The 18,706-nt window shown below is 65.9% G+C and carries 18 protein-coding genes; 11 read left to right on the top strand and 7 right to left on the bottom strand.

The annotated features are described in order from the left end of the window. Positions 1-29: 29 nt before the first annotated feature. Entirely contained in the window at positions 30-1,142 is a 1,113-nt protein-coding gene (locus CP557_RS19330) for a DUF373 family protein (protein WP_097381415.1), read from the top strand. A gap of 61 nt (positions 1,143-1,203) precedes the next feature. Here CP557_RS19330 and CP557_RS19325 read toward each other — a convergent pair whose 3' ends face one another. The 5 genes from CP557_RS19325 to CP557_RS19305 form a co-directional block, all read right to left on the bottom strand. Then, positions 1,204-2,046, bottom strand: a complete 843-nt coding sequence (locus tag CP557_RS19325) for a polyprenyl synthetase family protein (protein WP_097381414.1) — start codon at positions 2,044-2,046, stop codon at positions 1,204-1,206. A gap of 57 nt (positions 2,047-2,103) precedes the next feature. Beyond that, entirely contained in the window at positions 2,104-4,653 is a 2,550-nt protein-coding gene (locus CP557_RS19320; protein ID WP_097381413.1) for a methyl-accepting chemotaxis protein, read from the bottom strand. Beyond that, positions 4,653-5,921, bottom strand: coding sequence for an ABC transporter substrate-binding protein (locus CP557_RS19315; protein ID WP_097381412.1), 1,269 nt, complete (start codon positions 5,919-5,921; stop codon positions 4,653-4,655). Before CP557_RS19315 ends, CP557_RS19320 begins: the two co-directional genes overlap by 1 nt. A 400-nt stretch (positions 5,922-6,321) precedes the next feature. Further along, complete coding sequence (locus tag CP557_RS19310) at positions 6,322-7,278, bottom strand: electron transfer flavoprotein subunit alpha/FixB family protein (RefSeq protein WP_097381411.1); 957 nt, start codon at positions 7,276-7,278, stop codon at positions 6,322-6,324. Continuing rightward, positions 7,275-8,066 carry an electron transfer flavoprotein subunit beta/FixA family protein gene (locus CP557_RS19305; protein WP_097381410.1) on the bottom strand — a complete coding sequence of 264 codons (792 nt, stop codon included), beginning with the start codon at positions 8,064-8,066 and terminating at the stop codon, positions 7,275-7,277. Before CP557_RS19305 ends, CP557_RS19310 begins: the two co-directional genes overlap by 4 nt. A 206-nt stretch (positions 8,067-8,272) precedes the next feature. Between CP557_RS19305 and CP557_RS19300 the strand changes: the two genes are divergently transcribed. The 6 genes from CP557_RS19300 (at position 8,273) to CP557_RS19275 (ending at position 13,523) form a co-directional block, all read left to right on the top strand. Further along, positions 8,273-8,749, top strand: coding sequence for a TRAM domain-containing protein (locus tag CP557_RS19300; protein WP_097381409.1), 477 nt, complete (start codon positions 8,273-8,275; stop codon positions 8,747-8,749). 199 nt (positions 8,750-8,948) lie between these two features. Then, entirely contained in the window at positions 8,949-9,941 is a 993-nt protein-coding gene (locus CP557_RS19295) for an MBL fold metallo-hydrolase (protein ID WP_097381408.1), read from the top strand. A gap of 216 nt (positions 9,942-10,157) precedes the next feature. Continuing rightward, entirely contained in the window at positions 10,158-10,616 is a 459-nt protein-coding gene (locus tag CP557_RS19290) for a Tfx family DNA-binding protein (protein WP_097381407.1), read from the top strand. Positions 10,617-10,668: 52 nt separating this feature from the next. Next, on the top strand, positions 10,669-11,454 hold the full coding sequence (locus CP557_RS19285) for an SDR family oxidoreductase (protein WP_097381406.1): 786 nt from the start codon (positions 10,669-10,671) through the stop codon (positions 11,452-11,454). Positions 11,455-11,558: 104 nt separating this feature from the next. Beyond that, positions 11,559-12,530, top strand: a complete 972-nt coding sequence (locus CP557_RS19280) for a hypothetical protein (RefSeq protein WP_097381405.1) — start codon at positions 11,559-11,561, stop codon at positions 12,528-12,530. A gap of 93 nt (positions 12,531-12,623) precedes the next feature. Beyond that, positions 12,624-13,523: a transposase gene (locus CP557_RS19275; protein WP_097381404.1), complete on the top strand. Its 900-nt coding sequence runs from the start codon at positions 12,624-12,626 to the stop codon at positions 13,521-13,523. A 13-nt stretch (positions 13,524-13,536) separates the two neighbouring features. Here the strand turns inward: CP557_RS19275 and ubaA are convergent, their stop codons facing one another. Beyond that, positions 13,537-14,373 carry an SAMP-activating enzyme E1 gene (ubaA, locus tag CP557_RS19270; RefSeq protein WP_097381403.1) on the bottom strand — a complete coding sequence of 279 codons (837 nt, stop codon included), beginning with the start codon at positions 14,371-14,373 and terminating at the stop codon, positions 13,537-13,539. 219 nt (positions 14,374-14,592) lie between these two features. Here ubaA and CP557_RS19265 point away from each other — a divergent pair, with 219 nt between their 5' ends. The 4 genes from CP557_RS19265 (at position 14,593) to CP557_RS19255 (ending at position 18,151) form a co-directional block, all read left to right on the top strand. After that, positions 14,593-14,778, top strand: a complete 186-nt coding sequence (locus CP557_RS19265) for an HVO_0416 family zinc finger protein (RefSeq protein ID WP_097381402.1) — start codon at positions 14,593-14,595, stop codon at positions 14,776-14,778. Between the two features lie 113 nt (positions 14,779-14,891). Further along, on the top strand, positions 14,892-15,050 hold the full coding sequence (locus tag CP557_RS22715; RefSeq protein WP_169924411.1) for a DUF7563 family protein: 159 nt from the start codon (positions 14,892-14,894) through the stop codon (positions 15,048-15,050). A 63-nt stretch (positions 15,051-15,113) separates the two neighbouring features. After that, positions 15,114-16,988, top strand: a complete 1,875-nt coding sequence (locus tag CP557_RS19260; protein ID WP_097381401.1) for a UvrD-helicase domain-containing protein — start codon at positions 15,114-15,116, stop codon at positions 16,986-16,988. Beyond that, the gene (locus CP557_RS19255) at positions 16,985-18,151 is read left to right on the top strand and encodes a M24 family metallopeptidase (protein WP_394340603.1); all 1,167 of its coding nucleotides are present in this window, start codon (positions 16,985-16,987) and stop codon (positions 18,149-18,151) included. Before CP557_RS19260 ends, CP557_RS19255 begins: the two co-directional genes overlap by 4 nt. Before the next feature lie 148 nt (positions 18,152-18,299). On the opposite strand, the gene CP557_RS19250 is transcribed toward CP557_RS19255, so the two are convergent. Continuing rightward, positions 18,300-18,554 (bottom strand): DUF7533 family protein, encoded by a 255-nt coding sequence (locus tag CP557_RS19250; RefSeq protein ID WP_097381400.1) that lies wholly within the window; start codon positions 18,552-18,554, stop codon positions 18,300-18,302. Between the last annotated feature and the right edge of the window lie 152 nt (positions 18,555-18,706).

Genomic DNA, 18,706 nt, shown 5'->3' with positions numbered 1-18,706 from the left:
AAAATACCGCGGCGTACAACTACGACCCGATGCTGTTGGTCCTCTGTGTCGATCTCGACGACGATCTCGGCCGGAAGACCGGTTTCTCGACGCCGGTTATCGGCCGCGCTCCAGTCGAGGAGGCAGCGGTCGCACTCGCCACCGCGGATCCGGAGGACTCCGACGTCAACGTCATCTTTCAGGGATTGCACGTCTACGACGACCTCGCCGACCGCGACGAGAACGTCGAAGTCGCCGTCGTCACCGGTAACGATCAGGGCGACGTCAGCGCCAACCGGGAAGTCGGCGACGAAGTCGACACCGTCCTCGCGAGTCTCTCGACCGCGGAAGACGTCACGACCCTCGTCGTCACGGACGGCGCACAGGACGAGTCCGTCATCCCGATCATCCGTTCGCGTGTCCCCATCGACGGCGTTCGGCGGGTCGTCGTCCGGCAGGCACAGGATCTCGAGTCGATGTACTACACGATCAAGCAGGTGTTAGACGACCCCGAGACGCGCGGGACGGTCCTCATCCCCCTCGGTATTCTCCTATTGATCTATCCGCTCGCGCTGATCGGGACCGTCCTGGACATGCCGGGGTTCGTACTGGGAATGACGTCCGCGCTGCTTGGGTTCTATCTCATCTCGCGCGGGCTCGGCCTCGGCGACCGGCTGGACACCGCCGTCGAACGCGCCCGCCGCTCGCTGTACGCCGGCCGAACGACGCTGCTGGCGTACGTCGTCGCCGCGGCGCTGTTCGTCCTCGGCGGCGTCAGCGGGGTCGACACGCTCGAGGGAGTCCAACGATCGACCGCCGGCGACCTCGAGGTTCCCGTCATGCTCGCCGCACTGGTCAACGGCTCGATCCTCTGGCTGGCCGCGGCGGGGCTGACGACCAGCCTCGGACAGATCACCGACGAATACATCGCCGGCTCGCTTGAGTGGCGATACCTCAACGCCCCCTTCTACGTAGTCTCGATCGCGATCGTCCTCTATGCGGTGAGTGCGTTCTTCCTCGAGGAGGTGGGCATCACCTATCTCGCGACGGCACTGACGGCAGGGACGCTGCTCGGAATTATGAGCACGCTTACCTTCGCCGTCGCAGAATCGTGGTTCGACGATCCGGACCGCGAAGAGGGGACGCGGGCCGAACGCGTCTGACCTGGACCCGATCTCCGCGAACCCAACGGCGGTGCTCGCCGGTGTCGGAGCGAGTCGCCGCTTATCGCTCGCGCTCGACGACGAATTCCGCGAGATCGAGCAAATACTGTCGGGCCTCGGGATCGGCGACTTCGACTCGATCCAGGGCGTCGATCGCTCGATCGGCCTCCCGCCGGGCGTGAGCGTTGGCTTCCTCGGGCGTGAGATCCGTCACCTGGACGACCGACGGGCGCTCGAGTGCTGCGTCGTTGCCGGTCGGTTTGCCCAGTTCCTCGGGATCGGCGACGGCATCGAGCACGTCGTCTCTGATCTGGAAGGCGATACCGACTCGTTCGGCGTACTCGCCCAGTGCCTCGACGGTGACGGGATCGGAGTCGGCAGCGATCGCCCCGAGTTCCGCCGCCGCCCGGAACAGCGCCCCGGTCTTGCGGCGTGCCAGGGTCATGTACTCTTCCTCGTTGGTCGGCTCGGCGGACAGTTCGGTCGCCTCGCCGATGCCGAGTTCGACCATCGCTTCGGCGACGACGCGGGTCGCGTTCGGGTCGGCCGAAAACAGGGCGAACGCCTCTCCGAGCAGCCCATCGCTGGTGATGATCGCCGGGCCATGACCGAACTCGGCCCAGGCGCTGGTCGTCCCGCGTCGCAGCTCCGAGCGGTCGATGATGTCGTCGACGACCAGCGAGGCCGCGTGAACGAGTTCGATCCCGACGCCGAACTCGACTGCGTCCTCGGCCCGTCCGCCGACGGTCTCACAGGCCAATAGCGTCACCATCGGTCGGACGCGCTTCCCGCCCGAGAGCGCAACGTGGCGCACTTCGTCGCTGAGCGTCTCGGGTTCGACCCCCTCGACTACCTCGACGAGACGCTCCTCGATCAGCGCCCGTCGGCGCTCCAGCAGTTCCATCACCCGCGCTTAGGACGGCGGTGAAAAGTACGTGACGGTTCGACCGTCGACTCGGTCTTACTCGTCGTCGAACTGAGTGAAGGTGAATTCGTCGTCCGACGACCCGTCAGCGTCCGTGTCGTCGGCCTCCGACTCGGACTCGATTCCCGTCTCGGCCGCCCCGTCTTCGTCGGCATCGTTTCCGTCTCCCGCGTCGGTCACGCCCCTCGTGGCCTCCGTCGATGCTCGGTCGTCCGGTTCGGACTCGGTTATACTCTTGGCCACCGCATCGGGATTTCCATCACGGTTCTCAACCATGTCGTCGCCGTCGATGTTCGTTTCCTCGAACTCGAAGGACATCTCGTGGTCGGATTCGTACCCCTCGACGGAGACGTCTTCCGCTCGGTCGGTTTCGAAGTGATCGAGCGTCTCGCTCAGGTGTGCCGCCTGATCGGTGAGTGAACTCGCACTCTCCGACACCTCCGAAAGGGCGGAGGTTTGCTCTTCGGCAGCCGCCGCGACGCGCTGGGATTCGGCCGCGGTCGCTTCGGAGATGTTCGTCGCCGACGAGACCATGGCGACGACCTCCTGCGTCGAGGCCGCTTGTTCCTCGGTCGCCGCGGAAATCTCCTGGACGCCGTCGTTGGTCCGATCGGCGTAGTGGGAGATCTCGTCGAGCGCCTCCGCAGCGTTTTCGACGGAGCCGACGTGCTCCGAGATCCGCTCTGCGGTGCGCTGGACCTCGGTCGCCGTTTCCGTCGTCTGTTCGTCGATCCGCTCTAACCGCTGTTCGATGTCCTCGGCGGTCGATTTCGTGTCCGCGGCCAACTCCTTGACCTGCGTAGCGACGGCACCGAACCCGGAGCCGTCCTCGCCGCTGTCGCCCCGCGAGGCTTCGATGTTCGCGTTCAGGGCGAGCATGTTCGTCTCGCGGGCGACGTCGGAGATGAACTCGACGAGTTCGTCGACCTGTGCCATCTCCTCTTCGAGGTCCTGGATCGCATCGACGGCATCGGTCGACTCCGATTCGATCACGTGCATCCCGTCGATCGCTTCCTGTGCCGCTTGGCGACCGAGTCGTCCAGTTTCGGCCGTCTGCTCCGCGAGGTCGGCGACGTTGTTCGAGGAGGCCGCGATCTCCTCAGTCGTCGTCGACAGGTCACTCATCTCTTGGTTAACCGACTGCAGGTTCTGGTTCTGGCGGTCCGCACCGTCCGAAATCGACTGAATCGACTCGGAAACCTGCTGTGACGCCGAACGAACCTCCTCGGAGCTGGCAGTCACCTGTTCGCTGGCCGCCGCCACCTCGTCGGCGAAGGCCTTGACGTTGGCCGTCGTCTCCTCGAGTTCCACGAGCATCTCGTTGAACGCGACCGCGATATCGGTCATCGCCTCGCTCTCGCTCTCGGGGTCGAGCCGCTGGGTTAGATCACCGTCGGCACACTCGTCCATCACGCTGCTGAACTCCTCGGCTTTCATCTCGAGGTGGCGATTCATCGATTCGGTCTGCTCGCGGGCCGCTTCCGCCTCCTCACGGGCGACCTCGGCCGCCTCGATCTGGTTTCGCAACGAGGTGCGCATGCTGTCGAAGCCATCGTACAGCCGGCCGATCTCGTCGACACGGTTCGTCTCGAGATCGACGTCGAGGTTGCCTTCTTCCATCTCGGCCGTCCGGTCGCGGAGCCGAGTCAGCGGGACGACGGTCTGCCGTCCGAGGACGCCGCCGATGACTCCGAGGGCGATCAGACTCGCAAGCACCATCGTGATGACGTTGGTCTCGACATCGTTCGCGACGCCGTAGGCTTGCTCCGCCGGGACGCTCGTGACGGCGACCCACTGAGTGTTGCCCACGGGGACGTACGCCCGGACGACATCATCGTCCTGGGTACGAGTCATCCGGCCGCCGAGGGCAGCCTCGACCGCATCGCTGTCGGCCGCGTCAGCGTCGAGCGACGCCGACTCGGCCTTGAAGACTGTCGCGCCGTCGCCGCCGATGATGGCCGTCGAGGCGGACGTGTTCTCCTCGTGGAGTTGGTCGACCTGATACTCGAGGGTGCCGATGATGACGACGGCCCGATCGTCGCGGTCGGTGACCGGACTGGCGAAGGCCATCACCTGATCCTCGAGGCTCGGCGACTTGTAGGCCGACTGGGAGTGCCAGACGGACTCGTCGAGTCCGAGGTTGTCCTCGAAGCCGTCCGTGGCCCACGGTTCCTCCAGATCGGCGAACGATTCGCCGCGGTAAGCCGCGTTCGTGCTCGTGACGATCTCGTTGTTCTCGGTGTCGACGTAGTGGATCGCACGGACGTCGACGTCCATCCGGGCCTGCTCTTCGACGAGTTTGCCCTGGACTGCCTGCGGATCGCCCTCCCGAAGGACCGACGAATCGGACGCCGTCCGGGTCTGGACGCGCATCGACTCGACCCAGTTACTGATCGTATCCGCATGCGTTTCGGCGGTCGATTCGAGCTGTTCGTTCGAGTCGGTCCGGACCGTCTGGTCGATCTGGACGTAGCTGACCGCCCCGACGCTCCCGATCACGAGCACGACCGCCAGGATCGAGACCACGAACTTCAGGAGGTACCGCCGCCTGATGAACGACGGCACCAGCGATGCGAGCGACACCATTATGGACTCACCCGGTCTATTTCGGCGATTCCGCCGGAAGCACTTTCGTCGAACTCCCAGTACTGGATGACGCCGTCGGTCACGTCGCCGTTCTGGTCGAAGTTAACCGAGCCGGACGCCCCCTGATACGTGACGGCATCGCCCTCGGCCGCGAGTTCGATTCCCTCCGCGAGGTTGTTCGGGGTGATCTCCTTCCCGTCTCCGGTCGTGACAACCGGCATGGCGCTGCCGATCGCTTGGCCGTCGTTTTGCCCAGCGTAGGCGTTCGCGAGCAGCAAGACGGCGCTCGCGTCGTACGAATGGGGCGTGAAGATGCTCGGTTCGGTGTCGTACTCGCCCTCGAATAGCTCCGTGAACGTCTGGTTACCCGGCCCGTTGACCAGCGGCGCGGTGCCGCGGATGCCGTCGAGCGAGTAATCGATCTCGTCGTGGAGGGCCCCATCTTGCATCCCGTCGGTAACGAGGATGTCTTCCGGGGCGTCGGCACCGAGGTCAGTGAGTACCTGGCCGCCGGTCTCCGGATAGCCGATCACGAGCAACAGGTCGGGATCGTCCGTCCTGGCCCGCTCGATGGCCGCGTCGTAGGAGTTCGAGTCGCCTTTCAGCGGGACCTGTGACGTGACCGTGCCGCCGTGTGTGCGCTGGAACGATCGCGTGAACGCCTGGCCCAACTGCCAGCCGTAGTCGTTGTTCTCGTAGAGGATCGCGGCGTTGTCGTGGCCGAGGTCGTTCGCCGCCTCCTGAGCCAGAACGATCGCCTGCAGCCGGTCCGACAGTGCGGTCCGGAAGACGAGACCGGCGTCGTTGAGCGACGTGATCGTCGGCGACGTCGCGCTGGGCGAACAGCAGACGGTCCGGTACGGAATGAGTACCTGCTGTGTCGCCTGTAGCGTCACGTCGGCCGCCGCCGGACCGTTGACCATCGGGTACTCCTCGTTGGCGAGCGTGGAAGCGCCTTGAACGCCCGCGGACGGGGACGTTTCCGTGTCGACGACAGTGTAATCGATGTCGAGCGATACGTCGTCTCGTACTTGTTTGATCGGGAGTTCTGCGGCGTCTCGAATCGGTTTCCCGAGCGACTCGAGATTGCCGCTCAGCGGTTGCATGATACCGAGTTTGAGCGTCCGGTCGGTACCACCAACGTCGGTCCCGGACTCGGCATCGTTCGAGTCGAGTCCGGGTACCGAACTGAGACAGCCGGCAAGACCGCCGAGACCAGCGGTACAGAGACCAGACAGCAGCGTTCGTCGATTCGATTGTCCGGGCATATCTCCGAATCCAACTCATACCATATAACTATACTGTCTGCAAGATCCGAACAGTTAGCTGGCTATCAATAGAACGGCGATATCACCGGTCGAGAAACCGGGATCGCCGCCAGTAGTCGACGGTGACACTCTCGACCGGGAACTGATCGTGTGGCGTGGACCGCCCGACACCGAGGACGCGTCGCAGAAAGTCGGCGTGCACCACCGCAACTGCAATCCCATCGAAACGGCCACTCGTTTCACCGCGGCGCTACGCGCCGCGATTCCGTTCGGCCGGATGCTATCGCTTCCCCGTCGAACTCCTCGATGCGGTCCGACACGACGTGCGACCACCTTTTTCCGCTCGAGTCGCTCGCTCAGTTCGCGACCGCTCGCGCAAAAATTTGGACCGAAAAACCGCTTATTCGTCGAACTCCTCGATGAGTTCCGGCACGACGTCGAAGAGGTCGTCGACGATCGCGTAGTCGGCGATGTCCATGATCGGCGCGTTGGGGTCCGTGTTGATCGCGACGATCGTATCGGAGCCTTTCATCCCGGCGACGTGTTGTACTGCACCGGAGATCCCGATAGCGATGTAGACGTCGGGCGTGACGACCTTTCCGGACTGGCCGACCTGCCGGTTCTTGGGCAGCCAGCCGTTGTCGACGATCGGACGGGACGAGGACAGTGTCGCGCCGAGCGTGTCCGCAAGGTCGCGGATCAGATCGAGGTTCTCCTCTTCTTCGATCCCGCGGCCGACCGAGACCAGCAGGTCGGCCTCGCTGATGTCGACGTCGCCGCCGCCGACTTCTTCGAAGCCGTTGACAGTCGACCCGATCGCGTCTTCGTCGATGTCCGCGTCGAAGGCCTCGATCGCGGCGTCGCCGGTTCCCTCAGCGGCGGGCCACTCGGCACCGCGGATGGTGACGACGGCGTCGCCCTCGAGTTCGTTCGTCGTCTCGACCTTGCCACCGTACATCTCGCGGGTCGCGACGAGCGTCTCGCCGTCGTTGTCGAGGCCGATCGTGTCGGTGACGACCGGGAGATCGAGTTGATTGGCGATCGCGGGCGCGTAGTCGAGCCCGTTGACGCTGTTGGGCGTCAGCACGTACTGCGGGGCGAGCTCGTCGTAGAGCTGCGTGATCGCCTGCGTGTAGACATCGTGGTTGAACTCCTCGCCGTGGGAGACGGTGTGGATCGCGTCGACGCCCTCGCGGTTGAGTTTGTCGGCGAAGTCGTCGACGGTGCCGCTGATAACGGCGAGGTGGAGGTCGCCGCCGGTTTCGTCGGCGAGCTGGCGACCGGCGGTGATGATCTCGTAGCTGACGTCGCGCAGTTCGCCACGTCGGTGGTCCGCGACTGCGAGGACGTCCGTCATTGTGCCACCCCCTTGTCACGGAGCAGTTCACCCAGCTCCGAGGCCGTCTCCTCGGCGCTGCCCTCCCAGAACGTCGCGTCGCTTTCACTTTCGGGCTCGTACATGTCCGTCAGCTCGAGTTCGGTTTCGATGGTGCTCTCGTCGACGCCGATGTCGGCCAGCGTCTGGACGTCCATCGGTTTCTGCTGTGCCTGCCGGATGCCACGGAGGCTGGCGTAGCGGGGCTCGTTGATCCCCGTCTGGATCGTCAATACGGCGGGAAGATCGATGTTCGTCAGCTCCTCGACGCCGCCCTCGAGTTCGCGTCGCACGGACGCGATGCCGTCCTCGAGGTCGTGCTCGAGGTGGTTGACGACGGCTCCCCACTGGAAGCCGATGTTCTCCGCGACGGAGACGCCGGTCGCGGCGAAGCTGTCGTCGCCGGCCTGCACGCCCGAGAGCACGAGGTCGGGGTCTTCCTCCTCGATAACGGCGCTGAGGATCTCCGTCTTGGCGTTGACGTCGAGGAGGTCGACGTCCTCCAGCGCGTCGTCCCAGACGCGGACGGCGCGGTCGGCACCCTTCGCGAGGGCCTGACGGATGGTCTGTTCACAGTCTTCCGGACCGATGGTGACCGCGACGACCTCGTCGGCGATGCCGCCTTCCTGGAGCTGGACGGCCTCTTCGATCGCGTAATCGTCCCACTCGTTCAAATCGGCACCGAGATACTGATCCGCGATCTCGGTTCCGTCGATCTCGAACTCGTCTTCGACGGTCGCCACCTCTTTGACCGTAACGAGAATTTTCATCGTCTGTCACTGCTACGCCCATACCGTAAATCTTTTCGAAACCGCCCGTCGCGTGGAAGGCGTTCAGTTTCCAGAATTCACAAATCGTCGCTCGGAGATTAGACTTGCTGTCGGTTCGTTCAACGTGGACTACCAGCATTTCACTCGAACGCGGTCACGAACGCAAAGACGGAAACGGTTTAACGCCACCGCTGGTAGTGTCGACCATGGCAGACTGTCCACTCGCAGATGACTGCCCGATCTTCTCGGAACGGATCTCGGGAATGGGATGTCAACACTACGGTGACCGGGGTGGCAAGGAGTGGTGTAACCACTACAACCAGCCGATCGAAGACCTCAAGACACAGCCGGTCAAGCCGGGTGAAGAGGTCGTCATCGACGTCGTCGACATGCACGAAAGCGGTGCCGGTGTCGGCCGAACCGACGACGGGTTTATCGTCATGGTCGACGGCGTCCTGCCGGAGGCTCGTGCACGAGTCGAGATTACACGGGTCCACAGCAATCACGCCCGTGCCGAGGAACTGGAACTCCTGCCGATGACTCCCGACGGCGAGACCGAGGACACGGACGAAACGGACGGGACGGACGGCGACGTCGCCGCTGACGAAACCGATGCGGACGACGGCGACGGCGGCCCCGAACGTGAGCGGCTCGGGAGCCGTGACAACTTCTGGGGCTCGTAAAGACGCCCTCGAGTGGACAGTTCGCGCAGCCGGTTTCTTCGTCGGGTTCGCGCTGTCACCCATGCAGTGAGATCGCCCCGTCGGCCGCGTCGCAGTCGCACGAACGGCGACGTATGGTGGGCACGATCGGGCCGCGGTCATCCGTTCGCGACGTTCCGCTTCACATAACGTTTTCTCGATTCCTGTTGGATCGATCCTCATGGAACGCATTTCGCTGTCGAACTCGGCGTTCGAGGGGGACAACAACGCCTACCTCTTTTCGGACGGTTCGGAGACGGTACTGATCGATACCGGCGACTGGATGGCGACGACGCGAGAGCAACTCGAGGCCGCCCTCGCCGACCGCCGACTCGGCTTCGACGACGTCGACCGGATCTTCCTCACCCACTGGCACCACGATCACTGTGGACTGGCCGGCGAGATTCAGGCCGAGAGCGGTGCCGAGGTGTACGTCCACGCCGACGACGCGGCGCTCGTGGAGGGCGACGAAGACGCCTGGGACGAGATGTACGATCGACAGAAGCGATACTTCGCGGAGTGGGGGATGCCCGAGCCGAAGCAGGAGGTCCTGCTCGAGCACATGGCCGACGGCGAGACGACGGTCGAGACGCCGACCGTGACGGCGTTCGAGGACGGCGATACCTTCTCGTTCGACGACACCGAACTCGAGGTCGTCCACACGTCCGGCCACGCCGCCGGCCTCAGCATGTTCGAGGCGGACCTCGACGGCGGGCGGGCGGTTTTCTCCGGGGACGCGTTGCTGCCCGTCTACACGCCCAACGTCGGCGGGGCCGACGTTCGCGTCGAGCAGCCACTCGCGAAGTACCTCCGCGCGCTCCAGGGGATCGTCGACGCCGACTACGACCGCGCGTGGCCGGGCCATCGCGATCCGATCGACGACCCCGCCGATCGCGCCAGGCACATCATCGACCACCACGAGGAGCGCTCCTGGCGAGTCCTCGACGCCCTCGATCGGAAGGGGCCCTGCGACACCTGGACGGTCAGCGCCGACCTGTTCGGCGACCTGGAGGGCATCCACATCCTCCACGGTCCCGGCGAGTCCTACGCGCACCTGGAACACCTCGAGCGGGCGGGCACCGTCGTCCGCGAGGACACCGAGTATCGCCTCGCCGACGGCGTGTCGGACGAACTGGCCGCGACCGACGGGGAGCGCTGGGAACTCGAGTACTGAGCGCCGTCACTCGAGCAATCGCCCTCGACCGGGTTACTATAGGTACCCCTGAAACGATTGACGCGCTGATCGCAACGCAGTCGTGCGATCAGGTGTGCACAGACTGTCAGGGGCTCCGATAGCGGCGGTGCCGGGACCGTGGAAGCTTTGATCCCGCCGACGGCTAGATGGTCGTATGCAGACGCGAGCCTGTAACCGCAAGCGAGGCGAGTCGCCGTGATCGACGACATCGAGGAACTCCTCGCGGAGATCGGGTTCGATCCCGAGACGAGCGTGTTGACCTACCGGCAGGCACAGGTGCTCGCACTGCGCGAACGCGACATCTCACAGGCGGATATCGCCGCGGCGCTGGGAACCTCGCGGGCGAACGTCTCCTCGATCGAATCGAGTGCCCGCGAGAACGTCGCGAAAGCCCGCGAGACGGTCGCGTTCGCCGAAGCGCTTCGTGCACCAGTTCGGGTTCGCGTCCCGGCCGAAACCGATCTCTACGACGTTCCACAGATGGTATACGAGGCCTGCGACGAGGCCGGCGTCAAGGTCGATCACACCGCGCCGGACCTGATGAAGATCGTCAGCGACGCCGCGGGGGCGGCCGTCACCGGCCGGCAGGTGTCGACCCCGCTGATCGTCGGGGTCACGTCGGAGGGGATGGTTCGCGTTCGGCACCAGGAGTGAGTTCGATACCGGTTCCCAGAGAGATTTGTACGCCGCCGCCATCGATGCCGGTATGGACTTCGAACTCGACGGCAACAGCGCACTGGTGACCGCCGCCTCGAGCGGCCTCGGATTCGCGAGCGCACGGGCACTCGCCGAGGAGGGCGCAAACGTCGCGATCTGTGGTCGGGACGAGACGCGTCTCGAGGCGGCCCGCGAGGAGCTCGCGGGGACGGCGACGGGCGACGTTCTGGCCGTCCAGGCTGATCTCACCGATCCCGACGACGTGTCGGGGCTCGTTCGCGAGACGGTTGAGGCGTTCGGCGGCCTCGATCACGTCGTCACCTCCTCGGGAGGACCGCCGAGTACGACGTTTCTCGAGACCGACGAGCAGGACTGGTACCAGGCCTACGACCTGCTGGTGATGAGCGTCGTCTGGACGATCGAGGCGGCCCACGAGCACTTACTGGAGTCCGAGTACGGAACGATCACCTGCATCACCTCTCGAACGGTCCGGGAGGTCGCGGACGGCTTGCTGCTCTCGAACTCGGTGCGGCGGGGCGTGATCGGGCTCGTCAAGACGGTGTCTCGGGAGTTCGCACCCGACATCCGGGCCAACGCGGTCCTGCCAGGGACGATCGAAACGCCCCGGATCGAGGAACTCATCGAGGCTGGCGTCGAGCGTGGGACCTACGACGACTACGAGGACGGGCTGACGGCGATGGCGAGCGAAATCCCGATGGATCGCATCGGCGACCCCCGAGAACTCGGCGACGTCGTCGCCTTCCTCTCGAGCCCGCGGGCGAGTTTCGTCAACGGCACAGAGGTGCCCATCGACGGCGGGCTGTTACGGAGCTAGGGCCTCGAGTGTCGGCCCGTCGACCTGTCACGCCCGCGATCTGACAGCCGGCGCTAGGTTCTCCGAACCGTAACCCTCTCGGATTCCCTTGGGAGAGTTCGGATGTGTACGGTTCGATTCGAGTCATCGGCTACCTCGCGTTGCTGGTGACGCCGGCCACGTTGTTCCTCGGTGCCGTCCGTGCGCCGCCCGAACTCCACGTCGGTGCGGTTGGCATCCCGCTCGGTGTCGGGCTCACCGGAACCGTCGTCGCCGCGACGGAGCGACGGCAGCTCTCGAGGCTCGACAGGAGTGGACTCACACGAGACGACGCCGTCGACGCGGTCGCGGTCGCAGTCGCGGCAGTCGTCACCGACGCCCTGAGCGTTCACGCCGGCCTCGGCCCGGTCCTGGCCGCCGCCGCCGTCGGTTTGCTCGTCGGCATCTGGCTCCCCCGAATCGACGGCCCGGCCTACTGCGGGACGTTCGTCGGGATGGCCTCGCCGGCCGTGTTCCCGTCGCTCGAGGGGGTCGCGATCGCCGGGGTGATCGCCGGCCTCGCGTTCGTCGCGACGGCCGGCTCGTTCGACGGCTTCGGTGGTAAGTACGGGACGATCGCGCTCTTTGGCTGCATCGTGACGGTCGCCTTGCTCGACGTCGACTACGCCGCCGCCAGCGCGCTCGAGCCGCGACTCGCCCTGCCGGTGGTCGCCGTCGCCGGCGTCGCGGCGGTCGCGACCGTCGCGCTTCGGACCCACGGCGGGGCCAGTTCCGTCGTCGCCTCCGCCGTGATCGGACTCGTCGCCGGCGTCGCGCTCCCCCCGCTTTTCCCGGCACTCGGGTCGACGCTGGCCGCGGTCGCGTTCTGTGCTTCGTTCGTCGGAATGTCGGGCGACGAGCGACTGGCGACCACGGTCCAGGTCGCCGCCGCCGGCTGCCTCTGTGGCCTCGTCTATCTCGCGGTCGCGCCGTCCCTCTCCGGGGCGGGTGGCAAACTGGGGACCACCGCGTTCGCTTCCTGTCTCGCCGTCGCCGGCGCGGTGCGACTGCCCGCCGTCGTTCGCTCGAGGCTCGGACGCACCGTCTCGAGCGGGTGACGGCGAAGCCGGTTCCCGCCCCTGGGCCCGGATCGCGCGTCGACTCGAGGAGTACTTTGAATAGTCGCTGTATCTGACAGTCGGCTAACTACAATGCCCCCGCTTCGCAACACCCTCGCGGACCTGTCCGACGAGCGGTTCCGAACGGCGGTCCTCCTCGGTCTCGCGTCGATTCCGTTCACCGTCGCCCTCTCGTGGGAGTCCGCGCCGATGTCGTTTTCGGGCGAAGCCGTCGTCGTCGCCGGCTTGCTCGCTGGCCTCCACTACGCCGACCGCTCGGCCGAGGACGGGGACATCGGTCTGCTCGAGGCCGTTCGATACGGCAAACGACCGTCCGTGAGCCGCCGGGCTGGTGTGGTCGCCGGCGCCGTCGGCTCCGCGCCGGCGATCGGCTGGGAGATCGCTTACACGGCCGAACTCGCGTGGACGCTTTCGGGCTGGCAGAGGGCGGTCGCTGCCGTCGCGCTCCCGATCGTCGTCCCGTTTCTCGTCGCGCTCTTCGGGCTCGGCGGCGGCGTCGGCGCGGCCGTCGGCGACTGGCTGGTCACGCGAGTCGATCGGACTCGAGACAGGGCCCGTTCCCGGGCGGATTCCGATGCGGACGGCGACGTCTCCGGCTGGTGGCGGTGGGTCGCCGCGTACCTCGTCTTCGCGCCGGCGGTCCTGCTCTCCGTGTTCGCCGTCGGTCCCGAGAACGGTGCCGTGTTCGTTCTCTCGGCGCTGGCGTTGCTCGTGCTGATCCCGTTCGCCGTCTTCGTGGCCGTCGCGCTCTTCGAGGACGCGGTCACCCTCCGCGAGACGGGACGCGAGTGGAATCCCAACTACTGGACGTACGTCGGCGTGCCGCTGGCCGCCTACGTCGTCGTCTACCTGCTCGCGACGGTGCTGGAGTCGGCGAACCCGTCGGGGGACGGCGTGTACGGGTTCGTCGTCGCGCTCTGGGTCTCGGCGGCGGTCTACCTCGCCCACAGGCGTCGGTACGTCGGCACGTAGAGCGACCCGCCGCTCAGTCGGCCGAAATTTCGCAGGTCCCCTCGTAGGCCACGTCCGAGACGGACTCGATCTCGGGGTCGTCGCCACAGACCGGACACGCCGGGTTCGGCTGGACCGGCACTTCCTCGAAACTCATGCCCATCGCGTCGTACAGCAGGAGGCGACCCTCGAGGAGATCGCCCTTCCCGAGCAGGTACTTGACGACCTCCGTGGCCTGGATGCAGCCGACGGTGCCGGGGAGGACGCCGAGGACGCCCGTTGTGGCACAGTCGGGGACGGTGCCGGGTTCGGGGGCTTCGGGGAAGAGACACCGGTAGCACGGTCGCCGCTCGTCGCCGCCGCGCTCGTTCGTGAAGGAGGTGATCTGGCCCTCGAAGCGGTAGATCGCGCCGTGGAACAGCGGCGTCTCAGTGAGGACGCAGTGGTCGTTGAGCAGGTAGCGGGTCGCGAAGTTGTCGCTGGCGTCCAGGACGACGTCGTACTCCGCGACGAGGTCGTCGACCGTGTCGGCGGTAACGCGGATCTCGTGGGTCTCGACGTCGATGTCGGGGTTCAGTGCCGTCACGTAGTCGGCGGCGCTCTCGACTTTCGGTCGGCCGACGTCGGCGTCGCCGTGGACGATCTGTCGTTGCAGGTTCGAGCGCTCGACGACGTCGTCGTCGACGATCCCCAGCCGGCCGACCCCCGCGGCGGCGAGATACTGGATCGCCGGCGAGCCGAGGCCGCCCGCGCCGACGACCAGGACGGCGCTCTCGAGCAACCGCTGTTGGCCGTCCGGACCGATCTCGTCCATGATGACGTGTCTCGAGTAGCGATCGAGTTGCGTTGCGTCGAGGCGCAGGTCGCTCATACTGAGCCGTTGGGCCGAGAGCGAGAAAAGTTCGCGGGTCGGGGTCGTCTCCGCGAGAGAGCGATGGCTCGAACTCGTGGGATGTGTGGCGTTCGCTGTCGATCGATGGCACCGTGGATATTCCCCGCCGTAGGCGGGGCAACAACGTGTGGTCTCGCGGAGGTGGCAGCATCTTCAGCGACCCAACGATTTAATAACGTGGTGTGCCTTCACACACCTATGGCAACCTCACCCACTGATGCCGGTGACGACGTCATCGATCAATTCCTGTCCGATCGCGGTCACTCGGTCGAACGAGTAGGGTGGGAGCAGGAGTATAACAAGAAGCAGTGCCCCGAATGTGGCGGCCTCCACGATACGTCCGCGAGTTCCTGTACCGTCTGTGGGTGGCAGCCGGCGCCGTAACCCTCCAGTGGCGACGAGCGACGGCGGCCGCTGCGTAACTATCCCGTATTTTTATCACCGATAATTCGACAGGATTATAACCTTTTATCGATCACATCGCAGTGGGAATACCAATGCCGGAATGCCAGAACTGCGGCGCGTTCGTCACCGAGACGTACGCCCGCGTCTTCACCCCCCGCGGTGTCGACGACCCCCGCGTGTGTCCGGACTGTCAGGACAAGATCCGCGACGGCGCCGACGTCCGAGACGCCCGCTCTCCCCGCGATCCCTGAGCGTCAGTTCCTGTCGAAGAAAACCCACGTCACTTATAGGTATCGCGCTCCTGTACAGCTACAATGACTACGACGGACACGACGGTCACCCGCCTGTTCGGTGGTCCGGGAAGCGGCAAGACGACTGCCCTTCTCGACCACGTCGAGGACATTCTCGAGCAGGAGGGCGTTACGTTCCGGGATATTCTCGTCGTCTCGTATACGCGAGCGGCAGCACAGGAGGTTCGGGAGCGTCTCGCAGACCGGCTCGACGAGAGCCCGCGTGCGCTGCAGGGAAACGTCTGTACGATGCACGCGAAGGCCTACGAGCTGCTCGATCTCTCTCGGAGCGACGTTATCGGCGAGTCGGACAAAGAGGAGTTCTGCGAGGAGTACGGCATCGAGTACGAGGACGAGTATTCGGGTGCCGGCCGCCGAACCGCTCGATCGACGACGATCGGCAACAAGGTCATCGCGACGAGCCAGTGGCTCCAGCGGACCAGCCGTGAGGTGTCGGACTGGTACGACGTCCCCTTCCAGTGGGACGAAGAGGAAGTCCGTCTCCCGCCCGAGATCGACCCCAACGCCCAGGAGGGGAACAAGTACACCCCGACCTGGCCCAGCGACGACGACCGAATCGACGTTCCCGAGACGATCCGGGCCTGGCGGTCCTACAAGGGCGAACACGGCAAGATCGGCTTCGCCGACATGCTCGAGCGGGTCAAACAGCGATCCTTGCTGCCGAACGTCGACTACCTGGTGATCGACGAGTTTCAGGACATCACCACGCTGCAGTACGACGTCTACGAGGAGTGGAAACCCCACATGGAGCAGGTCCTGATCGCCGGCGACGACGACCAGGTCGTCTACTCCTGGCAGGGTGCCGACCCCGCATTGCTCCTCGAGGAGGAGGTCGACGAGGACGTCATCCTTCCCAACTCCTATCGGCTGCCCTCGAACGTGCTCAACGCGGTCAACAAGGAGATCCGTCACATCGATCACCGCCAGGACAAGGACCTCAAGCCACGTACCGAAGGCGGTGCCGTCGAGGCGCGCACGAACGGCTCGATGCTCGACGTCGTCCGGATGGTTCGGCGCACGCTCGTCGAGGGCGATGGCACGATCATGGTGCTGTTCCGGGCCCGCTACCAGATGTTCCAGTTCATCGATGAGTTCATCACCGAGGGCGTCCCCTTTACCTCGCTGACTGACCAGCGGATGTGGACCGATCGGCTCACCCAGTACGTCCGCGCCGTCGAGGCGATCGACGCGGGTGAGGACGTCACCGGCCTGCAGGCCCGCCGACTCGCCGACATGCTCCAGGAGTCGGCGTTCGGTACCAACGATCGCGACGCCCTCTTCGACGAGATCGACGAGCGCCAGGAGGAGGCCGGCATCGACGACCTGGAGCAACTCATGATCCCCAGCGAGGTCATCGTCGACCACGCGCCGTTCATGCCCGATCCCGCCTCGGCGGCCGACATGCTCCGGAAAGTCACCAACTTCCAGAAGAAGAGCGTCCGCTCGTACTTCGGGATCGGCGAGTACAAGGGAATGGACACCGACCGCGTCCGCGTCGGTACGATCCACTCCGCGAAGGGCCGCGAGGCGGACCACGTGTTCGTCGGCACCGATCTCACCGAAAAGGTCGTCGAACAGATGGTTGCCACCGTCGACGATCCCGAGGCGGTCCCCGGCTGCGAGGAGTTCACCAAGACCACCTCGCCCGTGCCCGTGCTGACGGACAACGAACGCCGCGTCTTCTACGTCGGTATGTCCCGCGCCCGCGAACGCCTCGTCTTGCTCGAGAACCTCGTCGACGGCGCGCCGACGCTCCCAATCGACGTCCTGTTGCAGAATCGGCTAACCGACTCGACGCTCGAGGAGCTGATCGAGCAGGCTCAGGAACCCATCGAGGCGGACGCGGACGAGCTCGAGGCGGAAGCCGAAGCGCCGTGACCGGTCGGACCGACCGCGACGCCACGGCTGGCGGCCGGATCGGTGATCGCCCCGACGTCGGCCGCGAGCGCCGCGACCACGCGGCCGACGTCTTCTCGACGGTACTCGCGGACCGCGACGCCACGGCCGTCGTCCACGTCGGCACTGCTCGCGATCCTGGAATCCGGTACGTCTGCCCGACGCCTCCCACTGATCTCACCGCGATCGCGTACGTCGGTGACGACGACGAGTGGCTCGTCCGGTCGGCGGGCGACGACGCGAGCGGGCACCCCGCCCGGCGACTCGCAACGACGCTCGCGGATCGCGGACTCGAGGGGACGGTACTGACGCCACCGCGAGTGCCCCACGACGCCGCTCTCTATCTCGAGGGGGCGGGCGTCGAATTGGCGTCGACGAACGCCCTCGAGCGGGCGCGAACGACGAAGACGGACGGCGAGCGGACGGCGATCGCGGCCGCCCAGCGAGCCGCCGCCGCCGGGATCCGCCGAGCGGCGTCGCTACTGGCGGATGCGACGGTCGCCGACGGGCTGCTCGCGGCCGGCGGCGAGCCGAGTACCGACGCCGAACCGTTGACGACCACCCGGTTGCGGACCGCCATCGACGAGGCGATCGTGCGCGCGGGTGCGTTTCCGGTCGGGAACACTATCGTCAATCCCGACTCGAGGGACGGAACCGATCCCGATGAACCGCTCCGACCGGGCGAGCCGATCGTTCTCGAGGCTGCGCCGCGCGGGCCGACCGGCTACTACGGCGGGCTGGTTCGGACGCTCGTCGTCGACAGCGACGGCGGCCGCGAGCGGCGGGTCCACGTCGGCGTCACGCAGTCGTTTCGCTCCGCGCGATCGATGTTGACCGCCGGACCGGAATCGGTGACCGCCGTCGCAGCCGACCTCGAGGCGGAGGTACGCTCGTTCGGGTTCGGCGAGGACGACGCGATCGAAACGCGGGTGTCCGGTGTCGGGCTCGAACCCCTCGAACGGCCGATCGACGGCGGTGACGACGTCGGCCCGGGGAGCGTGGTTCGACTCGACGTGGCCGGACAGGTCGGTGCGGAGAGTCGGATTCGGATCGCCGACGTGCTCGCAGTCCACGGCGAGGGCGAGCGCCCCGACTGGCTCGCCGCGCCGTCGCAATCGCTCGAGCCGACGGCGCTCCTGGAGTGACCGCCGCCGCGGGTTGCGGGGCGTGGAGTGTCGACCGTTGGACGATACTGTCGGCCAGACGGACGGATACAGCGTCTCCAACTGCGTCGTTCGAGTGGTGGGTGCCACTCGAGAAGGCGATAACGCTCGGCGAGCGATCGACCCGTCGCTACCGTTCGTCGTCGGGTTCGGTGTCGGGCTCTTTCGTGACCGTTCCGACGACTCGCTTGACCAGCAGTTCGGGAATGTCAGTGGGCATCGTCAGCCAGTGTTGGACGGCCACGAGGCCGATCGCGAGTCCCAGAAGCGCCACGCCGACGGCCGTTTGGTCCCGAACGAGCAGGAGTTCGAGCCCGGCGATCGCGGCGGGAAGCGCGAGGACGAGCGTTCCCGCGAGTTTGATCGTGTCGATAATGCCGCTCATTGGCTCCAGATAGCGGGCCACCGGCTAAAAACACGGCGACGTGTGCGATCGCCGGGTCGTCCGATCGATGCCCGACAGTCGGAGTCCACGTTTCCTCGAGCGCCCGTTCGGTCACAGCGACCCTCGAGCCGAGGCGCTTCGACCGGGGCTCA

This window comes from Natrinema ejinorense, from assembly GCF_002494345.1.
Taxonomy (GTDB): Archaea; Halobacteriota; Halobacteria; order Halobacteriales; family Natrialbaceae; genus Natrinema; species Natrinema longum.
The sequence above is the reverse complement of the archived record's forward strand: the minus strand, read 5'-3'. Positions and strand labels throughout refer to the sequence as shown.

Coding starts and splice junctions, on each gene's coding strand:
- CP557_RS22715 (WP_169924411.1), top strand. CDS start 14,892: ATGCCGGAATGCCAGAACTGCGGCGCGTTCGTCACCGAGACGTACGCC.
- CP557_RS19305 (WP_097381410.1), bottom strand. CDS start 8,066: ATGAAAATTCTCGTTACGGTCAAAGAGGTGGCGACCGTCGAAGACGAG.
- CP557_RS19275 (WP_097381404.1), top strand. CDS start 12,624: ATGCCCCCGCTTCGCAACACCCTCGCGGACCTGTCCGACGAGCGGTTC.
- CP557_RS19285 (WP_097381406.1), top strand. CDS start 10,669: ATGGACTTCGAACTCGACGGCAACAGCGCACTGGTGACCGCCGCCTCG.
- CP557_RS19320 (WP_097381413.1), bottom strand. CDS start 4,653: ATGGTGTCGCTCGCATCGCTGGTGCCGTCGTTCATCAGGCGGCGGTAC.
- CP557_RS19310 (WP_097381411.1), bottom strand. CDS start 7,278: ATGACGGACGTCCTCGCAGTCGCGGACCACCGACGTGGCGAACTGCGC.
- CP557_RS19260 (WP_097381401.1), top strand. CDS start 15,114: ATGACTACGACGGACACGACGGTCACCCGCCTGTTCGGTGGTCCGGGA.
- CP557_RS19300 (WP_097381409.1), top strand. CDS start 8,273: ATGGCAGACTGTCCACTCGCAGATGACTGCCCGATCTTCTCGGAACGG.
- CP557_RS19250 (WP_097381400.1), bottom strand. CDS start 18,554: ATGAGCGGCATTATCGACACGATCAAACTCGCGGGAACGCTCGTCCTC.
- CP557_RS19325 (WP_097381414.1), bottom strand. CDS start 2,046: ATGGAACTGCTGGAGCGCCGACGGGCGCTGATCGAGGAGCGTCTCGTC.
- CP557_RS19295 (WP_097381408.1), top strand. CDS start 8,949: ATGGAACGCATTTCGCTGTCGAACTCGGCGTTCGAGGGGGACAACAAC.
- ubaA (WP_097381403.1), bottom strand. CDS start 14,373: ATGAGCGACCTGCGCCTCGACGCAACGCAACTCGATCGCTACTCGAGA.
- CP557_RS19330 (WP_097381415.1), top strand. CDS start 30: ATGCTGTTGGTCCTCTGTGTCGATCTCGACGACGATCTCGGCCGGAAG.
- CP557_RS19315 (WP_097381412.1), bottom strand. CDS start 5,921: ATGCCCGGACAATCGAATCGACGAACGCTGCTGTCTGGTCTCTGTACC.
- CP557_RS19265 (WP_097381402.1), top strand. CDS start 14,593: ATGGCAACCTCACCCACTGATGCCGGTGACGACGTCATCGATCAATTC.